This is a genomic window from Govania unica (genome assembly GCF_027920805.1).
GTDB classification, from domain to species: domain Bacteria; phylum Pseudomonadota; class Alphaproteobacteria; order Sphingomonadales; family Govanellaceae; genus Govanella; species Govanella unica.
Genome location: NZ_JANWOI010000003.1, coordinates 73865 through 92322 on the forward strand (window position 1 = coordinate 73865; position 18458 = coordinate 92322).

The 18458-nt window shown below is 60.2% G+C and carries 18 protein-coding genes; 11 read left to right on the forward strand and 7 right to left on the reverse strand.

Translation table 11 applies throughout. The annotated features are described in order from the left end of the window. Positions 1-7: 7 nt before the first annotated feature. Together mutL and NYP16_RS08250 are read left to right on the forward strand one after the other, a co-directional pair. Positions 8-1801 carry a DNA mismatch repair endonuclease MutL gene (gene mutL / locus NYP16_RS08245; RefSeq protein WP_274943653.1) on the forward strand — a complete coding sequence of 598 codons (1794 nt, stop codon included), beginning with the start codon at positions 8-10 and terminating at the stop codon, positions 1799-1801. A gap of 18 nt (positions 1802-1819) precedes the next feature. Further along, positions 1820-2266, forward strand: coding sequence for a PaaI family thioesterase (locus NYP16_RS08250; RefSeq protein ID WP_274943654.1), 447 nt, complete (start codon positions 1820-1822; stop codon positions 2264-2266). An 85-nt stretch (positions 2267-2351) separates the two neighbouring features. Here the strand turns inward: NYP16_RS08250 and NYP16_RS08255 are convergent, their stop codons facing one another. Continuing rightward, a complete protein-coding gene (locus tag NYP16_RS08255; protein WP_274943655.1) occupies positions 2352-3230 on the reverse strand; it encodes an ATP-binding protein in 879 nt (292 codons plus the stop codon). 162 nt (positions 3231-3392) lie between these two features. Here NYP16_RS08255 and yajC point away from each other — a divergent pair, with 162 nt between their 5' ends. From yajC to NYP16_RS08275, 4 genes are all read left to right on the forward strand, one after another. Beyond that, a complete protein-coding gene (yajC, locus tag NYP16_RS08260) occupies positions 3393-3746 on the forward strand; it encodes a preprotein translocase subunit YajC (RefSeq protein ID WP_346742510.1) in 354 nt (117 codons plus the stop codon). 76 nt (positions 3747-3822) lie between these two features. After that, positions 3823-5436, forward strand: a complete 1614-nt coding sequence (gene secD, locus NYP16_RS08265) for a protein translocase subunit SecD (protein ID WP_274943657.1) — start codon at positions 3823-3825, stop codon at positions 5434-5436. Positions 5437-5499: 63 nt separating this feature from the next. Continuing rightward, positions 5500-6456, forward strand: a complete 957-nt coding sequence (gene secF / locus NYP16_RS08270) for a protein translocase subunit SecF (protein WP_274943658.1) — start codon at positions 5500-5502, stop codon at positions 6454-6456. A gap of 6 nt (positions 6457-6462) precedes the next feature. Further along, a complete protein-coding gene (locus NYP16_RS08275; RefSeq protein WP_274943659.1) occupies positions 6463-6846 on the forward strand; it encodes an Mth938-like domain-containing protein in 384 nt (127 codons plus the stop codon). A 94-nt stretch (positions 6847-6940) separates the two neighbouring features. Here the strand turns inward: NYP16_RS08275 and NYP16_RS08280 are convergent, their stop codons facing one another. Further along, positions 6941-7426, reverse strand: a complete 486-nt coding sequence (locus NYP16_RS08280; RefSeq protein ID WP_274943660.1) for a urate hydroxylase PuuD — start codon at positions 7424-7426, stop codon at positions 6941-6943. A gap of 13 nt (positions 7427-7439) precedes the next feature. Continuing rightward, positions 7440-7598 carry a hypothetical protein gene (locus NYP16_RS08285; RefSeq protein WP_274943661.1) on the reverse strand — a complete coding sequence of 53 codons (159 nt, stop codon included), beginning with the start codon at positions 7596-7598 and terminating at the stop codon, positions 7440-7442. Between the two features lie 183 nt (positions 7599-7781). On the opposite strand from NYP16_RS08285, the gene NYP16_RS08290 reads away from it, so the two are divergent. Next, entirely contained in the window at positions 7782-8612 is an 831-nt protein-coding gene (locus tag NYP16_RS08290) for a phytoene/squalene synthase family protein (protein ID WP_274943662.1), read from the forward strand. Positions 8613-8718: 106 nt separating this feature from the next. Here the strand turns inward: NYP16_RS08290 and trmFO are convergent, their stop codons facing one another. Further along, positions 8719-10086, reverse strand: coding sequence for a methylenetetrahydrofolate--tRNA-(uracil(54)-C(5))-methyltransferase (FADH(2)-oxidizing) TrmFO (trmFO, locus tag NYP16_RS08295; RefSeq protein WP_274943663.1), 1368 nt, complete (start codon positions 10084-10086; stop codon positions 8719-8721). Positions 10087-10257: 171 nt separating this feature from the next. On the opposite strand from trmFO, the gene nrtS reads away from it, so the two are divergent. Beyond that, positions 10258-10512 (forward strand): nitrate/nitrite transporter NrtS, encoded by a 255-nt coding sequence (gene nrtS / locus NYP16_RS08300; RefSeq protein WP_274943664.1) that lies wholly within the window; start codon positions 10258-10260, stop codon positions 10510-10512. A 9-nt stretch (positions 10513-10521) separates the two neighbouring features. Here the strand turns inward: nrtS and NYP16_RS08305 are convergent, their stop codons facing one another. Continuing rightward, positions 10522-10893: a nuclear transport factor 2 family protein gene (locus NYP16_RS08305; protein ID WP_274943665.1), complete on the reverse strand. Its 372-nt coding sequence runs from the start codon at positions 10891-10893 to the stop codon at positions 10522-10524. Positions 10894-11030: 137 nt separating this feature from the next. Here NYP16_RS08305 and NYP16_RS08310 point away from each other — a divergent pair, with 137 nt between their 5' ends. Beyond that, entirely contained in the window at positions 11031-11711 is a 681-nt protein-coding gene (locus tag NYP16_RS08310) for a DUF2459 domain-containing protein (RefSeq protein WP_274943666.1), read from the forward strand. Positions 11712-11966: 255 nt separating this feature from the next. Here NYP16_RS08310 and uvrA read toward each other — a convergent pair whose 3' ends face one another. Then, positions 11967-14843: an excinuclease ABC subunit UvrA gene (gene uvrA / locus NYP16_RS08315; protein WP_274943667.1), complete on the reverse strand. Its 2877-nt coding sequence runs from the start codon at positions 14841-14843 to the stop codon at positions 11967-11969. 155 nt (positions 14844-14998) lie between these two features. Between uvrA and ssb the strand changes: the two genes are divergently transcribed. Together ssb and NYP16_RS08325 are read left to right on the forward strand one after the other, a co-directional pair. Then, the gene (gene ssb / locus NYP16_RS08320; protein WP_274943668.1) at positions 14999-15544 is read left to right on the forward strand and encodes a single-stranded DNA-binding protein; all 546 of its coding nucleotides are present in this window, start codon (positions 14999-15001) and stop codon (positions 15542-15544) included. Positions 15545-16128: 584 nt separating this feature from the next. After that, positions 16129-17298, forward strand: a complete 1170-nt coding sequence (locus tag NYP16_RS08325; RefSeq protein ID WP_274943669.1) for a pyridoxal phosphate-dependent aminotransferase — start codon at positions 16129-16131, stop codon at positions 17296-17298. A gap of 260 nt (positions 17299-17558) precedes the next feature. Here NYP16_RS08325 and NYP16_RS08330 read toward each other — a convergent pair whose 3' ends face one another. Next, positions 17559-18071 carry a MarR family winged helix-turn-helix transcriptional regulator gene (locus tag NYP16_RS08330; protein WP_274943670.1) on the reverse strand — a complete coding sequence of 171 codons (513 nt, stop codon included), beginning with the start codon at positions 18069-18071 and terminating at the stop codon, positions 17559-17561. Positions 18072-18458 lie beyond the last annotated feature (387 nt).

Here is an 18458-nt window from a genome sequence, read left to right on the forward strand (position 1 = left end):
TCTGGCCATGACCATTCATCTGCTGTCCGAACGCACCATCAACCGCATCGCCGCGGGCGAGGTGGTGGAGCGGCCAGCGAGTGCGGTCAAGGAACTGGTCGAAAACGCCGTCGATGCCAAGGCGACCCATATCACCGTCGAAATCGCCGGTGGCGGGCGGGAGCTGATCAGCGTCACCGATGACGGCATCGGCATGACGGCCGATGAACTCAAGCTCGCGGTCGAACGCCACGCCACCTCGAAACTCACCGATGATGACGATCTGACGCGCATTCTGACCCTTGGATTTCGGGGGGAAGCTTTGCCTTCCATCGGCGCGGTCAGCCGCCTCAGCATCACGAGCCGGGCCCGGGGCGCGGAGAACGCGGCGCAGGTGACGGTCGACGGCGGTCGCAAATCCGATGTGCGCCCAGCGGCCCTCGGCGCAGGCACGCGGATCGAGGTGCGGGATCTGTTTTACGCGACGCCAGCGCGGCTCAAGTTCCTGAAGAATAATCGGACTGAGGCCGGGCATATCGCCGACCATATGCGGCGGCTGGCCATGGCTCATCCGGAGGTGGCTTTCACTCTGATCGACGATGGCCGCACGGTGTTGCGCGCAGCGGCGGCTCCCGGAGAAGGCGGGCTGGCGCGGCGGCTTGAGGCGCTGCTTGGCGGTGAATTCATTGAAAATGCCGTGGCTATTCAGGCCGAACGGCAGGGGCTCTGTCTCACTGGCTTTGCCGGATTGCCGACTTATAATCGCGGCAGCGCTCAACATCAGTATCTGTTCGTCAATGGCCGCCCGGTGAGGGACAAGCTGTTCGTCGGCGCGGTGCGCGGGGCCTATGCCGATTTCCTCGCCCGCGACCGCCATCCGCAACTGGCGCTGTTTCTCGATGTGCCGCCGGAGATTGTCGATGTGAACGTGCATCCGGCCAAGGCCGAAGTGCGGTTTCAGGATTCCGGGCTGGTGCGCGGGCTGATCGTCAGTGCCATCCGTCATGCGCTGGCCGAAGCCGGGCATCGGGCCTCGACCACGGTTGCTGCCGGGGTGCTTGGGGCGGTGCAGCCGTCGGTGCAGCCGGATCTGCAACGTCATCTTGGGTTCGCCCGGCCGGGGTATTCTGGCCCGAGCTATGTGACGCCGCCCAGTTATCAACTGCGCGAGGCGGCGGCGTTTCAGGCGCCCTTCACGCCCGAATATTCGCCCGCACAGCCTGATGTGGCGGAGGCCCCGGATTATCCGCTGGGCGAGGCGCGGGCGCAGCTGCACTGCACCTATATTCTGGCCGAGACGGCGGATGGTCTGGTGCTGGTCGATCAGCATGCGGCGCATGAGCGGCTGGTCTATGAGCGCATGAAAACCCAGATGGCGGCCTCGGGCGTCGCGCGGCAAACCCTGTTGCTGCCGGAAGTTGTGGAGCTTGACCCGGCGGCGGTGGCCATGATCGCGGCCCGGGCCGGGGAGCTTGCCGAAATGGGGCTGGTGCTTGAGGCCTTTGGTGAGGGGGCCATTCTTGTGCGCGAAACTCCGGCGCTTCTTGGCCGGGTCGATGTGGCGGGGCTTGTGCGCGATCTCGTGGATGATCTTTATGAAAACGAGGCGGCGCTGTCGCTGAAGGAACGCATGAGCGAAGTCTGCGGCACCATGGCCTGCCACGGCAGCGTCCGCGCCGGGCGGCGGCTCAATATCGAAGAAATGAACGCGCTGCTGCGGGAGATGGAAGCCACCCCGCATTCCGGCCAATGCAATCATGGCCGCCCGACCTATGTGGAACTGAAGCGGACGGATATCGAGAAACTGTTTGGGCGAAGATAACCAGAAGCGGGAGAGGGCATGACGGACGGGGCTATACCCAATGAGCGGACTTTGAAGCTCACGGGGGACGAACTCGAACAGTTCATTGACGGCATATTCGATCCGGAGGTGCGTCTGGATCTTGGGGACATTGTCTCGGTCGTGCCAGGGCATGCCAGAATGCGGCTTACCCCACAGCCCCATATGCTGCGGAAGGGGGATATCGTATCAGGCCCGTATCTCATGGGACTGGCGGACGTGGCCGCCTATGTGATCATTGTCGCGCATATCGGCAAGGTCGCCATGGCGGTGACCTCTAATCTCAACATGAATTTTCTGCGCGCCTGCACGTTGGAAGACATCACGGCCGACGCGTATCTCTTGAAGCTGGGGCGGAGGCTGGCCAATGCGGAAATACGCATCTGGCAGGGGCAGGAAGACCGGCTTATTGCCCATGCAACGGTCAGTTACGCCCTGCCGGGGTGACGTGAAGGGTGGATTGCCGGGTCAAGCCCGGCAATGACAGAACATAGATTTGGTCATGCCCGGGCTTGACCCGGGCATCCATGGGTCAGCCTCCGAGTTGCTGTCCCAGCCTTCCCGCCAGATCCATAATGAACTGCCAGGCGACGCGGCCGGAGCGGGCGCCTCGGGTGGTGGACCATTCGAGGGCGTCGCGGTCGAGGGTTTCCCTGTCGGTTTTGAGGCCGTAGTGGGTCACATAGCCGTGGATCATGGCGAGATACTGTTCCTGCGAACAGCCGTGGAAGCCGAGCCACAGGCCGAATCGGTCGGACAGGGAGACTTTTTCCTCGACCGCTTCGGCCGGGTTGATGGCCGATGAGCGTTCGTTTTCGATCATCTGCCGGGGCATCAGGTGGCGGCGGTTTGATGTGGCGTAGAAGACGACATTGGCCGGGCGGCCTTCGATACCGCCGTCGAGCACGGCTTTCAGGGACTTATAGCTGGTGTCGTCGCCATCGAACGAGAGATCGTCGCAGAAAATCAGGCTTTGACGGCCGCTGGCGGCGAGAACTTTCAGAAGCCTCGGCAGGCTTTGGATGTCCTCGCGGTGGATTTCGATCAGCAATACCCGGTCCTGGTCGCGACGCGTTGCGTTGATGCTGGCGTGGGCGGCTTTGACCAGCGAGCTTTTGCCCATGCCGCGCGCGCCCCAGAGCAGCGCATTGTTGGCCGGGAGGCTGTCGGCGAAGCGGCGGGTGTTCTCAATCAGCAGGTCGCGCACATGGTCAATGCCTTGCAACAGCAGGAGATCGACCCGGGCCACGGCGGGCACCGGCTGGAGGGCGTCGGGCGTGGTTTGCCAGCTATAGGCATCAGCGCGTCCGAGGTCTGGCGCGGCCGGTGGCGGGGGGGCGAGACGCTCCAACGCGTCGGCAATGCGGGTCAGGGAGGCGGACAGGGTAGAAAAATCGGTCTCGGGGGGCATGTATCCTCTCCCATGGGCTTGTAATAACGAGCATAACACTTAAATCTATTGCCTGATCCCGCGGCCGTTTGCAAACGCTCGCGAGGCCGTTATAGTCCGCAAACGATTTTCATATGTTCGGGATGGAAACAAGATCCATTCCGGACCCATTCTGAGGTTAGCCTGATGTTCACATCCGCCTTTGCGCAAGCCGCCGGCACGCCGCCTGAGCCCAATATGCTTATGACGCTTCTGCCTTTCGTGCTGATCGCTGTCGTGTTCTATTTCCTGCTGATCCGTCCGCAGCAAAAGCGCCTCAAGGAACATCGGGCGATGATCGGGGACGTCAAGCGCGGCGACACCGTTGTCACCGGCGGCGGGTTCATCGGTAAAGTGACCAAAGTCATCGATGACAGCGACGAGCTTGAAGTCGATCTCGGCAATGACGTCAAGGTGCGTGTCGTGAAGTCGACCATTGTCGACGTGCGCGGTAAGGGGCAGCCGGTCAAGGCCGACGCCGCCAACGACAAGAAGTAAAAGGGCTAAAGCCGCGCGGGGGGATTGCCTCCACGCGGCTGTTCGCGTTCCGGTATAATATCTCTGGGGGTTTCAGATGCTCGCCTATTCCCGCTGGCAAGTGGCCGTGATCATTGCCATCTGTCTCGCCGGTCTGGCCACGTTGGCGCCGAATTTTTTCAGCCGCGAAACGGTTGAAAAGTTCCCGTCCTGGCTGCCGTCGAAACAGCTGAGCCTCGGGCTCGACCTTCAGGGCGGCGCGCATCTCCTGTTCGAGGTCGATACCAACGCGGTTATCAAAGACCGGCTTGAAGCCATTACGGACGATGTGCGCACCGCACTCCGTCCGAAGGATGCCACGCGCATCGACTACAGCCGCATGCGCGTGGATGGCACGTCGGTGCGCTTCGATCTGGTGAACCCGGCCGACCGCGACCGCGCCATGACAGCCCTGAAGGGGCTGATCAGCCAGACGGTCAGCGGTCTTGGTGCTGGCGGCCCGGATCTTGAAATCAAGTCCGAAGGCGATCGCGGCATCCAGGTCAGCATGACCGACGCGGCCATCGAATCGCGCAAACGCTCGGCCGTCGATCAGTCCATTGAAATCGTGCGCCGCCGCGTTGACGAACTCGGCACCAAGGAAACCTCGATCCAGAAACAGGGTGCGGACCGCATTCTGGTGCAGGTGCCGGGCGTGCAGGATGTGTCGGAGCTGGTGTCGACCATCAACACCACCGCGCAGATGTCGTTCCGCATGGTCGATCTGACCGCGAGCGTCGACGAAGCCCTCCGCGGCCGGGTGCCGGTGGGGTCGGAAATCCTGGATGCCATGACGCCGGAGCAGGGCGAGCAAACCAAATATCTGGTGCGCAAGCGCGTCTTGGTCAGCGGCGATTCGCTGGTGGATGCGCAGCCGTCCTTCCATGATGGTCAGCCGGTGGTCAGCTTCCGCTTTGATTCGGCGGGCGGCAAGCGTTTTGCCGAAGCAACCCGCAGCAATGTCGGGCGGCCGTTCGCCATCGTTCTTGATAACAAGGTGATCAGCGCGCCGCGCATCAATGAGCCGATTCTTGGCGGCTCGGGTCAGATCAGCGGCAATTTCACGGTGGAAAGCGCCAACAAGCTTGCGGTGCTGTTGCGTGCAGGCGCCTTGCCCGCGCCATTGAAAATTCTTGAACAACGCACCATCGGCCCGGATCTCGGGGCGGATTCGGTGGCGGCAGGCAAGCTTGCCACCATCATCGGCACCGTTGCCGTCATCGTTTTCATGGTGGTCTATTACGGCTGGTTCGGCATGGTCGCCAACATCGCGCTGGTATTCAACATCGTGCTGCTGCTTGGGGCCTTGTCCGTGCTTGGCGCGACGTTGACGTTGCCGGGCATTGCCGGGATCGTGCTGACCATCGGGGTCGCGGTGGATGCCAACGTGCTCATGTATGAACGCATGCGCGAGGAAGTGCGCAACGGGAAAACGCCCGTGGCGGCGGCCGAGGCCGGGTTTAGCCGAGTGATGATGACGCTGTGGGATACCAGCATCACCCATCTGATTTCCGCCGGCATCATGTTCGAGCTTGGCGGCGGTCCGGTGCGCGGCTTTGCCGTGACACTATCGATCGGCGTTATCACCTCGCTGTTTACGGCGGTTTGCATCACACGTCTGATCGTGTCTGAATGGGTGCATCGCGTTCGTCCGAAGGTGCTGCCGATCTAGCTCGGCTAACCTGTTTTTGATGTTGCTCCTCTCGTTTGATTTTGTGCGCGCAAGGAAGATCCGATGTCGATGAGACTGATTCCTGACAATACCAATATCCACTTCATGCGTTGGGAGCGGGTGGCGCTTGTGCTGTCGATTGTCATGATCATTGGCTCCTTTGCGCTGATGTTCACGCGCGGGCTCAATTTCGGCATCGATTTCGAGGGTGGATCGCTGATCGAGGTTCATGCCGACAAGGCGGTGGATCTTGGGCCGCTGCGCGCCGGGCTGAATGCTCTGGACCTTGGCGAGGTGGCGATCACCTCGTTCGGGTCGGAGGAGAATATTCTGATCCGCCTCGGCCAACAAAGCGCGCCGAGCGACGATGAAACCATCAAGCAGCAGGAAAAATCGGTCGAGCTGGTGAAGGCCAAGACCCGGGAGATCGTCGGTGGAAAGATTGAATTCGCCCGCGTTGAAAACGTCGGCCCGAAAGTCAGTGGCGAACTGGTGCGCGGCGGCGTGATGGCCATCGTCATCGCCATGCTGGCGACGGCGGCCTATATCTGGTTCCGCTTTGAATGGCAGTTCGGCATCGGGGCCATGGTCTCGCTGATCCATGACGTTGCTTTGACGATCGGTTTGTTCTCGCTGTTCCAGTTTGAATTCAACCTGACGGTGATCGCGGCATTGCTGACCATTGTCGGCTATTCGCTCAACGATACCGTGGTGGTGTTCGACCGTATCCGTGAGAATTTGCGCAAATTCCGCAAGATGGAATTGAACGATCTCATCGATCTCAGCCTCAACGAGACGCTGGCCCGGACCATCATGACCAGCATCACCACCGCGCTTGCGGTGGGGGCCTTGTTGATCTTCGGTGGGGAAGTGATTCGTGCCTTTTCGGTGGCAATGTTGTGGGGCATCGTGATCGGTACCTATTCGTCGATCTATATCGCAGCACCGATCATCAATCTTTTCAAACTGCGCCGCGACTTTGGCGATGAGACGGACCCGGCGACACAACGCGAGGGGTAAGCTGCCATGGCGGTTAATGTCACGCGGACCGAGGGCGGCGCTCTGCCCCTGGTGAAAAGCTACGGCGACGGCGGATTTCGCGTCGCCGGGCAGCGTTATGAAGGCTCAATCCTGATCGTCAACGGGGTGGTCACGGCAGTGCCGGTGACCAGGATCGACGATCTTCTGCCCGAACATATGGCAGCCGTTCTGGCCGCCGATCCCGCAATCGAATTCGTGCTGATGGGCAGTGGGCCGAGCCTTGCCCTGGCACCCCCGGCGGTGCGCGCGGGGCTTGAGGCGGCCCAGATCAAGGCGGACCCCATGGATACCGGGGCGGCGGCCCGGACCTATAACGTGCTGCTGCTGGAAGATCGCCGGGTGGCCGTGCTGCTGATCGCGGTTCCCTGAGGGCTGATGTTTCTTGGCTCAGCTACCATAAGCTGGACACAGTAAAAAGCCGGAGCTTTTGAAGCTCCGGCTTTTCTCGTGAATCGGTGTTGGCTTAATAGAAGCTGTTCTGCTGAGATACCATCGAGAACAACATCGGGATCGACAGCATGGTGTTGAAGCGCGAGGCCAGCATGGCCATGCGGCCCGCTTTGGGTTTGCGCTCAGCCGCGGCTTCGACGATGCCGAGGGCGATTTTCTGGTTCGGCCAGATGATGAACCAGACGTTGAAGGCCATGATCAGGCCAAGCCACATGCCAATGCCGATTACCGGTTGCTTGAGCAGCAGGGCGTCGACGAGATAGCCATTTCTTTGTGCGAGCGCGAGACCGAAAATCACGGTGGCGAGGGCCGCCCAACGGAACCAGAACAGCGCGGCCGGTGCAATGACCTTGCTGACCGCTGGTTTCTGGTCATCGGGGATCTTCGGCATGCTCGGGATCTGCACGAAATTGAAATACCACAGCAACCCGATCCACATCACGCCCGAGAGCACATGCAAATAACGAATGAAAAACAGTTCAAATGCAGACATATCCATGGCGACGCCCCCCCTAGTGAGCCAATTGATTTGTAGTATCGCCAGCGGCATCGACCGCCGGAGGCAGCTCGGACGCCGATTTGGTCAACCTATCGGTGGCGAACACCATGATGACGGTAAGCACCACGCCTGCCACTATGGTGAGCGGCAGCGATTGCAGGATCTTTGACATTGTACAAGCCCCACTTTATGTCGGTCCCGGAGTTGTCTGTATTGCCCTCCCCTAAGGACCGTCCGGTTAAACGCGGTGAGGATAGCACAGAGTTTTGATGACATGCAAAAATCGTTGACCATCCGGAGCCAAAGCTTGCGGCAGTGCAGTGGGTTGGGCAGTGGGTTGGGTGAAGGTGGAGGAATGACTGTGGACCAGACATTGGCGGATCGGCTGCGCGAGGAGGACAGGGACCGCTATCTTACGGCTTTGTTCGCACCGGCCGGATTGCGCCCGGCGCTTCATGCCCTTTATGGCTTCAATCTGGACATCGCCCGCATTGCCGTGCTGGTGTCCGAGCCGATGATTGGGGAAATTCGTCTGGCTTGGTGGCGGGAGGCCATCGAGGGGATTTACACCGGCAGCGTCCGTCATCATGAGGTGATCGAGGCCCTCGCGCCGGTGATCGCCCGCCATGATCTGCCGCAGGCGGCGTTTGAGCGCATGATCGACGCCCGCACGGCTGAATTGGAGGCGGTGCCTTTCGCCAGTCTGGCCGAGCTTGAGGAATATGCCGGAGCGAGCGCTGCGCCGCTGATGGATCTCGCTGCTCGGGTGTTGGGTTGGCAGGCTCCGGAGACTTTGGTGACGGCGGCGGGGGCCACATGGGCGCTCGCCGGGAATTTACGCGCGGTCGGGTTCCATGCCGGGTCGGGGAAGGTGATGCTACCGCGTGATCTGTTGCTGGCCCATGGCATCGATGCCCATGACCTTGTGGAAGGCCGCGCCGGTGCCGATGTGCGGGCCGTGGTGAAGCTGGTGGCGGACCGGGCGGAGGAGCTGCTACGGGCCTTCCGGGCCGAGGCACGGACGATTCCACCAGCAGCCCGCCCGGCTTTCCTGCCAGTGGCGCTGGCCGCAGCGGATTTGAGGACCTTGGCGGCAGTGGAGTACGACCCCTTCGCCCCCGCCCTCACAGCCCCCCGCCCAACGCGGCTCGCGGGCTTGATGTGGCGTGGGCTTCGGGGCTGGTGAAGATGCCTCCTCCGTCATCGCGAGCCGCGCAAGCGGCGTGGCGATCCAGTCTTCGGGGTGGCCGGACTGGATTGCTTCGGCTCCGCCTCGCAATGACAGCTGGGGGTCAGTTCTGTGATTGTTCGTCCAGGTCCGCTACACGGCCGAGCCAGCGGTCGGAATCGCGGAGGGCGCGGGTGGCCATGTCCTGTTTGCGGTTGCCTTTGTTGCGGCGGCCGCCTTTGAGCGGCACTTCGAAGGGCGGGAACAGGCCGAAATTGATGTTCATGGGCTGGAAGGTTTCGGCGTTCGCCCCGCCGGTGATGTGGTTGAGGAGCGCGCCGAGCGCCGTCGTGGGCGGCGGCGGGGTGATGGCAAGGCCGAGCCGCTCGGCGGCGGCGAAGCGGCCGGCCAGCAAGCCGATGGCGGCGCTTTCTACATAGCCTTCAACCCCGGTGATCTGTCCGGCGAAGCGGAGGCGCGGATCGACCTTGAGCCGGAGCGCGCCATCCAGCAGTTTCGGGCTGTTGATGAAGGTGTTGCGATGCAGGCCGCCGAGACGCGCGAATTCGGCGTTCTGCAGGCCGGGGATCATGCGGAAAATTTCGCTCTGGGCGGCGTATTTCAGCTTGGTCTGGAAGCCGACGATGTTCCACAGGGTGCCGAGCGCATTGTCCTGACGCAACTGCACCACCGCATAGGGGCGGTTGGGGTCGTTCGGGTTGGTGAGCCCGACCGGCTTCATGGGTCCGAATCTGAGTGTCTCGGGGCCGCGTTCGGCCATCACTTCGATGGGCAGGCAGCCGTTGAAATAGGGGGTGTTTTCCTCCCATTCCTTGAAGCTCGTTTTGTCTCCGGCCAGCAAGGCATCGATGAAGGCCCCATACTGCGCCTTGTCCATGGCGCAGTTGATGTAATCCTTGCCGTCGCCCTTGTCATAGCGCGACTGGAACCAGGCTTGCTCGAAATCGATCGACTCGCGGTAGACAATGGGGGCGATGGCGTCGAAAAAGGCCAGGCTGTCTTCGCCGGTGAGCGTGAGGATGGCCTCCGACAGCGCCGGGGAGGTCAGCGGGCCGGTGGCGATGATCACGCTGTCCCAATCGGCGGGCGGTATGCCCTCGACCTCTTCGCGCTTCAGGGTGATGAGCGGGTGGGCCTCAAGAGCCGCGGTGACGGCGGCTGAAAAACCGTCGCGGTCGACGGCCAGGGCCCCGCCCGCAGGCACTTTGTGGATGTCGGCCGAGCGCATGATCAGCGAGCCTGCGCGGCGCAGTTCCTCATGAAGGACGCCGACGGCGTTTGACGTGGCGTCGTCCGAACGCAGACTGTTGGAGCACACCAGTTCGGCGCAATCGCCGGTATGATGGGCATCCGTCGCGCGGACGGGGCGCATTTCATGAAGAATGACGGGTACGCCAGCTTCTGCCGCAGCCCAGGCCGCGTCCGAACCAGCAAGCCCGCCGCCTATGATATGGATCGGGATCATGCTCATGGCGTTCTTTTAGCCCCTGAACGCGGGAATGCAAAGCCCAGAGTAACAGGGAGAGTGAGCCCGACCTTTCTGGCATGAGAGCAATGCGAAATGGAGTGTTGTTTGCAGAGAAGCGGATCGCTATTGTGCGACCCGCTCTCCAATTCTGGCCGTATTACTGGTGTTTTCCATATGACCGCCGATCTCGACAGCACGAAAAAGCATCCCGGTTTCTGGACTGTTGTCCGTCAGCCTGACATCCTCAAGCAATCTTCGAAGGTCGGTTCCGTGGTTGGCACCATGGTGGTCGCCATCAATCATGGCGACATCATTCTGGCTGGATTGATTCCGGCGGTGTGGAAGCTGGTGCTTTGTTATTGCGTGCCATTCGGGGTTTCGAGTTATTCCTCGGCCAAATTCCGGCTGGCGGCGGCACGCGGCAAGTAACGCTGTCTGTTATTTTTCGTAGCCAACGACCCTGAGCACGCTCATCTTGCCGTCGCGGACTTCGGCATAAGCGAAGCATTCGCTGAGTTTTTCTGTGCCGTCGGCGCGCTTTGCCTGTTCATGACAATGCACGAAGGCGCGGTCGGTGGTGGCGAAGTCGTCATCCACCGGCAATACCATCTGCGCCAGCGGCACAGCAGCCTGAATGCGCTGATAATGCGCGGACAGGGCCTGAAGCCCCTTGCCGCGCGAATTGCCGTTGACGATCAGTTCGGCATCATCGGTGTAGAAGCGGCTGAAAGCCTCGGGCGTAAAGCCGTTCGGGTCGGTGTAGGCCTCATTCCACCAGCGAAACATTTGCGTGATGATGGTGTCGGTCATGGCGCTGTCTTTCATTATTGGATCCAATATCCATTTTTACAGCATGGCTCCGGGGTCCGGCAAGTCGGAACTTTTGCCACATACAGGATTGCTGCATATTCGGTGAGGGTGGCTCAGGATCGGAAGGAGCATGTGGTATGACAGGGGGAACAGCGGCGCGCGCGGGAATGTTCGGCTTGCTGTTACTTTTGCTATCGGGCGCGACCGTGCGAGCCGAAACCGTCTATGTGGTCAGCAATAGCTGGCATACGAGCCTTGTGCTGGTTCGCGGCGATCTGCCTGATGGACTTTTGCCCGAGGCAGCGGATCTGCCGGATGCTGCTTATCTCGAAATTGGTTGGGGCGAGCGGGTTTATTACCGGACGCCACATCCGTCGCTCTGGCAGGCCATCAAGGCCATCGGGCCTTCGCCCGCGGTCCTGCATATGGCGGGATTTTCGACGCCGCCCGTGACGCGCTATGCCGCCGACCGGCGCGTGGCCGTGACGCTCAGTCGTGATGATTACCGTCGCCTTGTGCGGGCCGTGGACGCGAGTTTCGAGCGCGGCCAGAGCTCGCGCGCTCACGCTCTCGGCCCGGGTCTTTATGGCGAGAGCTTTTTCTATCCAGCGCGGGGGCGGTTCGATCTTTTCCATAATTGCAACGACTGGACCGCCCACATCCTGCAAGCGGGTGGCGTACCGCTGTCGGCGTCCGGGATCATCACGGCTGGCCTGCTGATGGCGCGGGTGCGACGGGCGGTGGAGACGGAGGTGTCGCGCTCAGCTTGGATTGTCATAGGCGAGCTTGATCCACGGCTGTCTGGTTTAAGTTTTTAGCATCACATAGTGTCATTGCCGGGCTTGACCCGGCAATCCATGGTTCGATCGGCAAACCGCTAGCCAGATGGATTGCCGGGTCAAGCCCGGCAATGACACTATGTCTTTTAGTGATGGTAGAAACTTAAACCAGACAGCCGCGGGCTTGACCCGCGTATCCATTGTTCCGCCTGGGCGTGCGCTGCCAGATGGATTGCCGGGGCAAGCCTGGCAATGACAGGGGGAGGGAGGGGAGATGATTGGGCGGGGAGGGCGTTATTTCCCCGGCTTCTGTTTCGCCTTCAAATAAGGCGCCAGATATTTCCCGGTATAGCTGCGTTTTTCCTTGATGATGTCTTCGGGGGTTCCGGCTGCGACGATTTCGCCGCCGCCGTTGCCGCCTTCGGGGCCGAGGTCGATGACCCAGTCGGCGATTTTGATGACTTCGAGGTTATGTTCGATCACCACCACGGTGTTGCCCTGATCGACCAGCCGTTCGAGTACTTCGAGCAGTTTGCGGACGTCCTCGAAATGGAGCCCGGTGGTTGGTTCGTCGAGGATATAGAGCGTGCGGCCGGTGGCGCGGCGGGCCAGTTCCTTGGCGAGTTTGACGCGTTGGGCCTCGCCGCCGGACAGGGTGGTGGCGGACTGGCCGACCTTGATATAGCCGAGGCCGACTTCCTCAAGCATATGCAGCTTGTCGCGCACCGATGGCACGGCCTTGAAAAATTCCGTGCCATCCTCGACCGTCATGTCGAGCACGTCGGCGATGGATTTGCCCTTGAATAAAATCTCCAGCGTCTCGCGGTTGTAGCGTTTGCCGGTGCAGCTGTCGCATTGCACATAGACGTCGGGCAGGAAATGCATCTCGATCTTGATGACGCCATCGCCCTGACAGGATTCGCAGCGGCCGCCCTTGACGTTGAAGGAGAAGCGACCGGGTTTGTAGCCACGCGTCGCCGCTTCGGGGAGCCCGGCAAACCATTCGCGGATCGGGGTGAAGGCGCCGGTGTAGGTGGCGGGGTTTGATCGTGGCGTGCGGCCGATGGGCGACTGGTCGATGTCGATCACCTTGTCGACGAATTCCAGACCGTGAATGTCGTCATGCTGGCCCGGAACTTCGCGGCTGCCATTCAGTTTACGTGACGCTCCCTTGAACAAGGTGTCGAGGGTGAGCGTCGATTTGCCCGATCCCGACACGCCGGTGATGCAGGTGAAGGTGCCAAGCGGGATGGCGGCGGTCACGTCCTTCAGATTGTTTTCGCGCGCGCCCTTGATGACGATTTCCTTGCGCTTTTTACCGGCGAATTGTCCGGGGCGGCGGTCGTGGGGCACGCTGATGCTGCGCTTGCCGGTGAGATATTGGCCGGTCAGCGACTTCGGGTTTTTCATGATGGCGGCAGGGGTGCCTTCGGCCACGATATGGCCGCCGTGTTCGCCTGCGCCCGGCCCCATGTCGATCACATAATCGGCATTGCGGATGGCGTCTTCGTCATGTTCGACCACAAGGACAGTATTGCCCATGTCGCGCAGGTTCTTGAGCGTTTCAAGCAGGCGGTCATTGTCGCGCTGATGAAGCCCGATGGACGGTTCATCCAGCACATAAAGCACACCGGTCAGGCCCGATCCGATCTGAGAGGCGAGGCGGATGCGTTGCGATTCGCCGCCGGACAGGGAGCCCGAATTGCGCGCAAGCGTCAGGTAATCGAGCCCGACATTGTTGAGAAAACCAAGCCGTTCGATGATTTCTTTTAAAATGCGGGCGGCGATTTCGCGGTCTTTGGGTTTGAGCTGGCTGTTCAGTCCCTTGAACCAGGCGAGCGCATCGCCGACCGATTTGTCGGTCACGGAGGAAATATCCAGAGTGGCGATCTTGACCGCCAGCGCCTCGGGCTTCAGCCGTTTGCCACCGCAGTCGTCGCAGGGGGCTGCGGCCTGATAGCGCGACAATTCATCGCGCACCCAGGCTGATTCGGTTTCGCGCCAGCGGCGGTCAATGTTGGGGATGACGCCTTCGAACGGTTTGACGACGCTGTAGGTGCGGCGCTCGTCCTTATAGATCATCTCCACATCGTCCTTGCCGGAACCGTAGAGCAGGACTTCGCGGGCTTTCTCGGGCAGCTCACGCCAGGGCTTGGTCAGGGAGAATTTATAATGGCGGGCCAGCGACTCGAGGGTCTGGCCATACATGGGTGACGGCGTTTTCGACCAGGGTTCGATGGCCCCTTCCTTGAGCGTCTTGTTGATGTCCGACACCACGAGTTCCGGGTCGAAATACAACAGGGTGCCAAGGCCGTCGCAGGCCGGGCAGGCGCCATGGGGATTGTTGAAGGAAAACAGCCGCGGCTCGATTTCCTCGATGGTGAAGCCGGACACCGGGCAGGCGAATTTTTCCGAAAACAGGATCTGTTCGGGCTCGCCTTTCTTGCCCTTTTTATCGGCGAGTTCAGCGATGGCCAGGCCGTCGGCCAACGATAGCGCAGTCTCCATACTGTCGGCGAGTCGGGTTTGCAGGCCCTCGCGCACCACCAGACGATCGACCACCACTTCGATGTCATGTTTGATCTTTTTGTCGAGCGCAGGTACGGCGTCGAGGTCATATAATTCGCCGTCGACTTTCACGCGCTGAAAGCCGCGCTTTAAAAGGTCAGCAAATTCCTTGCGATATTCGCCCTTGCGGCCGCGCACGATGGGGGCCAGCAGCAGAAAGCGCGTGCCTTCGGGCAGTTCCATCACCCGGTCAACCATCTGGCTCACGGTCTGGCTTTCGATGGGCAGGCCGGTGGCGGGCGAATAGGGCACGCCGACGCGGGCGAACAGCAGCCGCATATAGTCATAAATTTCGGTCACCGTGCCGACGGTGGAGCGCGGGTTGCGGCTTGTGGTTTTTTGCTCGATGGAGATGGCGGGGGACAGGCCCTCGATATGATCCACATCGGGCTTTTGCATCAGTTCCAGAAACTGCCGCGCATAGGCCGACAGGCTTTCCACATAGCGGCGCTGGCCTTCGGCATAGATGGTGTCAAAGGCGAGCGACGATTTGCCCGAGCCCGAAAGCCCGGTGATGACCACCAGTTTGTCCCGTGGGATATCGAGGTCGATGCTCTTGAGGTTATGTTCACGTGCGCCACGAATGGAGATGGTCTTGAGCATAGGGTCCTCGATGACTGGATCTGACTTGCGGAATGTTCTAACTTTGTTCTAGTGTGTCAAGTAAAATGTGTGCTTGGAGGAATGCTGCTCATTCCGGTAAGGTGCGCCCTGAAGCAAGTTACACCTGTTCAGACAGTGAGAGGATTGAAAACGTCATGGCTGGTAGCGTCAATAAAGTGATTCTGATCGGGAACCTCGGCCGTGATCCGGAGGTCCGTCATACGCAAGATGGTGCGCCGATCGTAAATCTCAATATCGCCACCTCGGAATCCTGGCGCGACCGTGCGAGCGGCGAGCGCAAGGAACGCACGGAATGGCACCGCGTGGTGATTTTCAACGAGAATCTGGCCAAGGTCGCCGAACAATATCTGCGCAAAGGTGCAAAAATTTATATTGAAGGCACCCTGCAGACCCGCAAATGGACCGACAAGGATGGCGTCGAGAAATACACCACCGAAGTGGTGATTCCCCGCTTCCGCGGTGAACTGACCATGCTGGACGGCCGTGGTGAAGGTGGCGGCGGGTCCGGTGGTGGCTCGGGCGGTGGTTATGGCGGCGGCGGGTCGCAGTCCTCGGGCGGCTATGGCGGCGGTGGCAATGATTTCGGCAGCCAGGGCGGCTATGGCAATGCGTCGGGCGGCGGCTCGGGCGGTGGCAAAGCTCCGGCCCGCGACGATCTCGACGACGAAATCCCGTTCTAAGGGCGGTTTCAACAGGGTCATCGGTCTTGGCAGGCTGGATTTTCTGCCCTGTTCAGGATGACGATATCAAGGAGGGGCGGTGCAAACCGCTCCTCTTTCTGTTTCGGGGCCTGCAGTCACCCTGTGCCGTCATCCAATTAAATGTGTCATCCAGAGCGTAGCGAAGGATCCAGATTTTGGCTGCCACGGGGATATGCGTTTGTGGTGATTCATGCTTGTGGTGGGCTGCAGCCGTTGACGTGCGCAAAAGGCCAAACGCCAGCCAGACGGCCAGACTGGATCCTTTCGCTTCGCTCTGGATGACGAGGTTGGGTGGGCCGGGATGCTAGGCATTGCAGGCTAATATTCCCGTAAATCTCGCTAGCTCCCCCGCATAAAATCTCATTTTGGATATTATATCCAATTTTTTTTTATATGTATTCGGATTATATTGTAGAGAATCGCACCCGAAATCGCGTAGGTAGGGATGGAGTGAACTGCTCGGGCCTTGCCGACTTCTGCGCCCTGCTGCGTAGAGGGCTGGCTTCCGGCTATACGCTGAACCTTATTTGTCTATAATTTGCCGATCTTGAAAGGATAACACCATGAAATGGCCCGCTCGCCGCATTTCCGAAAGCTCCCCGAAAAGCTTTGGCATGTATGAAAAAGCCATGGGCTTGGTTGCAGAAGGCAAGGACGTGATTTCACTGGCGGTTGGCATGCCCTTCGCCGACACGCCGGTTCACATCAAGGAAGCGACCAAGCGGGCGCTTGATGCCGGACAGGTGCATTACAGCGATTTTCGCGGCCTGCCCGAGCTGCGCGAGGCGCTAGCCGAGAAATTGCGTACTTACAACAAGCTTGATGTGACGGCGGACAATGTGCTCGTGACCAACGGGCTGACCCATGCGTCTTATGCGTCCTTCATGGCGTCGATCGATCCGGGTGATGAAGTTATTCTGCTTGAGCCCTATTACCCGCAGCACGTGAACAAGATCGAAATGGCTGGCGGCAAGGTCGTCATGGTGCCGATGGATGCGAGCGATAATTTCCGCCTGCGCGCCGACTGGATCGAAGCCAAGATCACGCCGCAGACGCGCATGATCGTCATCGTCAATCCGGCCAACCCGACCGGTCGCGTGTTCACGCGCACCGAGCTTGAGGAGCTGGCGGAGGTGGCCATTCGTCATGATCTTCTGGTCATGTCGGACGAGGTCTATGACCAGATCCTTTATGATGGCCGCGAGCATATCAGCATCGGCTCCCTGCCGGGCATGGCGGAACGCACGCTGTCGCTGTTCGCCTTCACCAAGGCCTATGCCATGGACGGCTGGCGGCTGGGTTGCGCTGTGGTCGACAAACGCTTCATGCCGGCGCTGATGAAGATCACCATGAACGATGTGGCTCATGTGAATACCTTTATTCAGCATGGCGCTGTGGCGGCCCTTAAGGGACCGCAGGATTGCCTCGATTCCATGCATGCGGAAGATGAACGCAAGCGGGCTCTGGTCCTGCGCGCGCTCAACCAGATGGCGGGTGTCACCTGCGTGCCGCCGGAAGGCACCATTTATGCGTTCCCGAATATCTCGGCCACTGGCCGGACATCGGTGGATCTGGCTAATGCAATCCTTGCGGAAGCCCATGTGGTGGTTGAAGCCGGGACCTTCTATGGTCCGGCCGGCGAAGGCCATCTGCGCATCTGTTTCGGGGCTGAATCCTATGAACGGATCGACGAAGCCATGACGCGCCTTGGAGCGTTTTTCGGCAAGCTTTGAAGGCTGCTGCACCTTTGATCAGGAACGTCATGCCCGGGCTTGTCCCGGGCATGATTGTTTCTGGCGGCTTATCCTACCCGGACTGTGGAATCGAGATCCTCCGGTTGCAGAGGATCGGGTCCAAAGCGATTGGCTGTACAGGCCCAGATAAGGGAGACAACCAAAATGATTAAAATCAGAAGGGCGCTTTTGTCGAGAAAGGCAATAAAATAATTGCAATCTGTGCACTGAAAAGCACGTAAACGCGTAAATCTGCCAGCTCAGGAGCCGTCATTGCCGAGATAGGGCGAGCGGGTCAGGTTGTTGCGCAGCCGCTGCAGCAGCGTCACGAGCATGGTGATTTCATCATGAGAGAACCCGGCGAAGGCCTTCCGGTACATGTGACCGCCGATCACTTGCAGTTTCTGCATCACCTCCTGCCCGGCCTCGGTCAGGAACACTTCGGTCACCCGACTATCGGCGGGCGAGGGGATGCGGCGCACGAGGCCGCTTTCCTCCATGCGGATCAGGATGCGGGTGATGGTCGACATCTTGGTGACGCTGCGTTGCGAAAGCGAGGTGACCGAGCTTGGGTTTTTGTCCCCAAGTAACAACAGCACCCGCCAGGTCGGATGGTCCACATCGACGCTTTTGAGGACGCGGGTCATCTCGTCGATATAGGTCCAGGACGCCCGATTGAGGTTGTAAAGCGGGAAATCGTCCAGTGCGAATCCGGGTTCATCCGGCGCGAGAAAGGGCGTATGCATCTCATGTCGCGCGATCGTCTTGGGCATGAAGGTGGGTCCGGATCCATGAATTTATTTCTAAAATCATGTGATTTTGAGCGCGATAAGTCAAGCGTTCCGGGAAAGGACTGCTGCGCCTTGCCTGGCTTGACCCGGCAATCCATCTCGCACCACATTGCCGGTTGAATCATGGATACGCGGGTCAAGCCCGCGTATGACAGTATGAAATCGTTATCCTGTGCGCGGCGACAGGATCCAGCCTTCCTTCGTGCCACCGTTCGCTCAAGGATCCCGTTTAACCTCCGGAACAACTATGCCATCTCATCAGGCCACCCTCCGTCCCCTACACCTTTCTGTCATTGCCGGGCTTGACCCGGCAATCCATCTCGCCACCACATTGCCGGTTGAATCATGGATACGCGGGTCAAGCCCGCG

Bases quoted from the DNA above. Each gene is read 5' to 3' on its own strand.
- nrtS (WP_274943664.1), top strand. From the start codon at position 10,258: ATGACCGCCGATCTCGACAGCACGAAAAAGCATCCCGGTTTCTGGACT.
- NYP16_RS08255 (WP_274943655.1), bottom strand. From the start codon at position 3,230: ATGCCCCCCGAGACCGATTTTTCTACCCTGTCCGCCTCCCTGACCCGC.
- uvrA (WP_274943667.1), bottom strand. From the start codon at position 14,843: ATGCTCAAGACCATCTCCATTCGTGGCGCACGTGAACATAACCTCAAG.
- NYP16_RS08280 (WP_274943660.1), bottom strand. From the start codon at position 7,426: ATGGATATGTCTGCATTTGAACTGTTTTTCATTCGTTATTTGCATGTG.
- NYP16_RS08285 (WP_274943661.1), bottom strand. From the start codon at position 7,598: ATGTCAAAGATCCTGCAATCGCTGCCGCTCACCATAGTGGCAGGCGTG.
- NYP16_RS08290 (WP_274943662.1), top strand. From the start codon at position 7,782: ATGACTGTGGACCAGACATTGGCGGATCGGCTGCGCGAGGAGGACAGG.
- secD (WP_274943657.1), top strand. From the start codon at position 3,823: ATGCTCGCCTATTCCCGCTGGCAAGTGGCCGTGATCATTGCCATCTGT.
- NYP16_RS08310 (WP_274943666.1), top strand. From the start codon at position 11,031: ATGACAGGGGGAACAGCGGCGCGCGCGGGAATGTTCGGCTTGCTGTTA.
- NYP16_RS08250 (WP_274943654.1), top strand. From the start codon at position 1,820: ATGACGGACGGGGCTATACCCAATGAGCGGACTTTGAAGCTCACGGGG.
- trmFO (WP_274943663.1), bottom strand. From the start codon at position 10,086: ATGAGCATGATCCCGATCCATATCATAGGCGGCGGGCTTGCTGGTTCG.
- secF (WP_274943658.1), top strand. From the start codon at position 5,500: ATGTCGATGAGACTGATTCCTGACAATACCAATATCCACTTCATGCGT.
- NYP16_RS08275 (WP_274943659.1), top strand. From the start codon at position 6,463: ATGGCGGTTAATGTCACGCGGACCGAGGGCGGCGCTCTGCCCCTGGTG.
- NYP16_RS08330 (WP_274943670.1), bottom strand. From the start codon at position 18,071: ATGCCCAAGACGATCGCGCGACATGAGATGCATACGCCCTTTCTCGCG.
- NYP16_RS08325 (WP_274943669.1), top strand. From the start codon at position 16,129: ATGAAATGGCCCGCTCGCCGCATTTCCGAAAGCTCCCCGAAAAGCTTT.
- mutL (WP_274943653.1), top strand. From the start codon at position 8: ATGACCATTCATCTGCTGTCCGAACGCACCATCAACCGCATCGCCGCG.
- ssb (WP_274943668.1), top strand. From the start codon at position 14,999: ATGGCTGGTAGCGTCAATAAAGTGATTCTGATCGGGAACCTCGGCCGT.
- NYP16_RS08305 (WP_274943665.1), bottom strand. From the start codon at position 10,893: ATGACCGACACCATCATCACGCAAATGTTTCGCTGGTGGAATGAGGCC.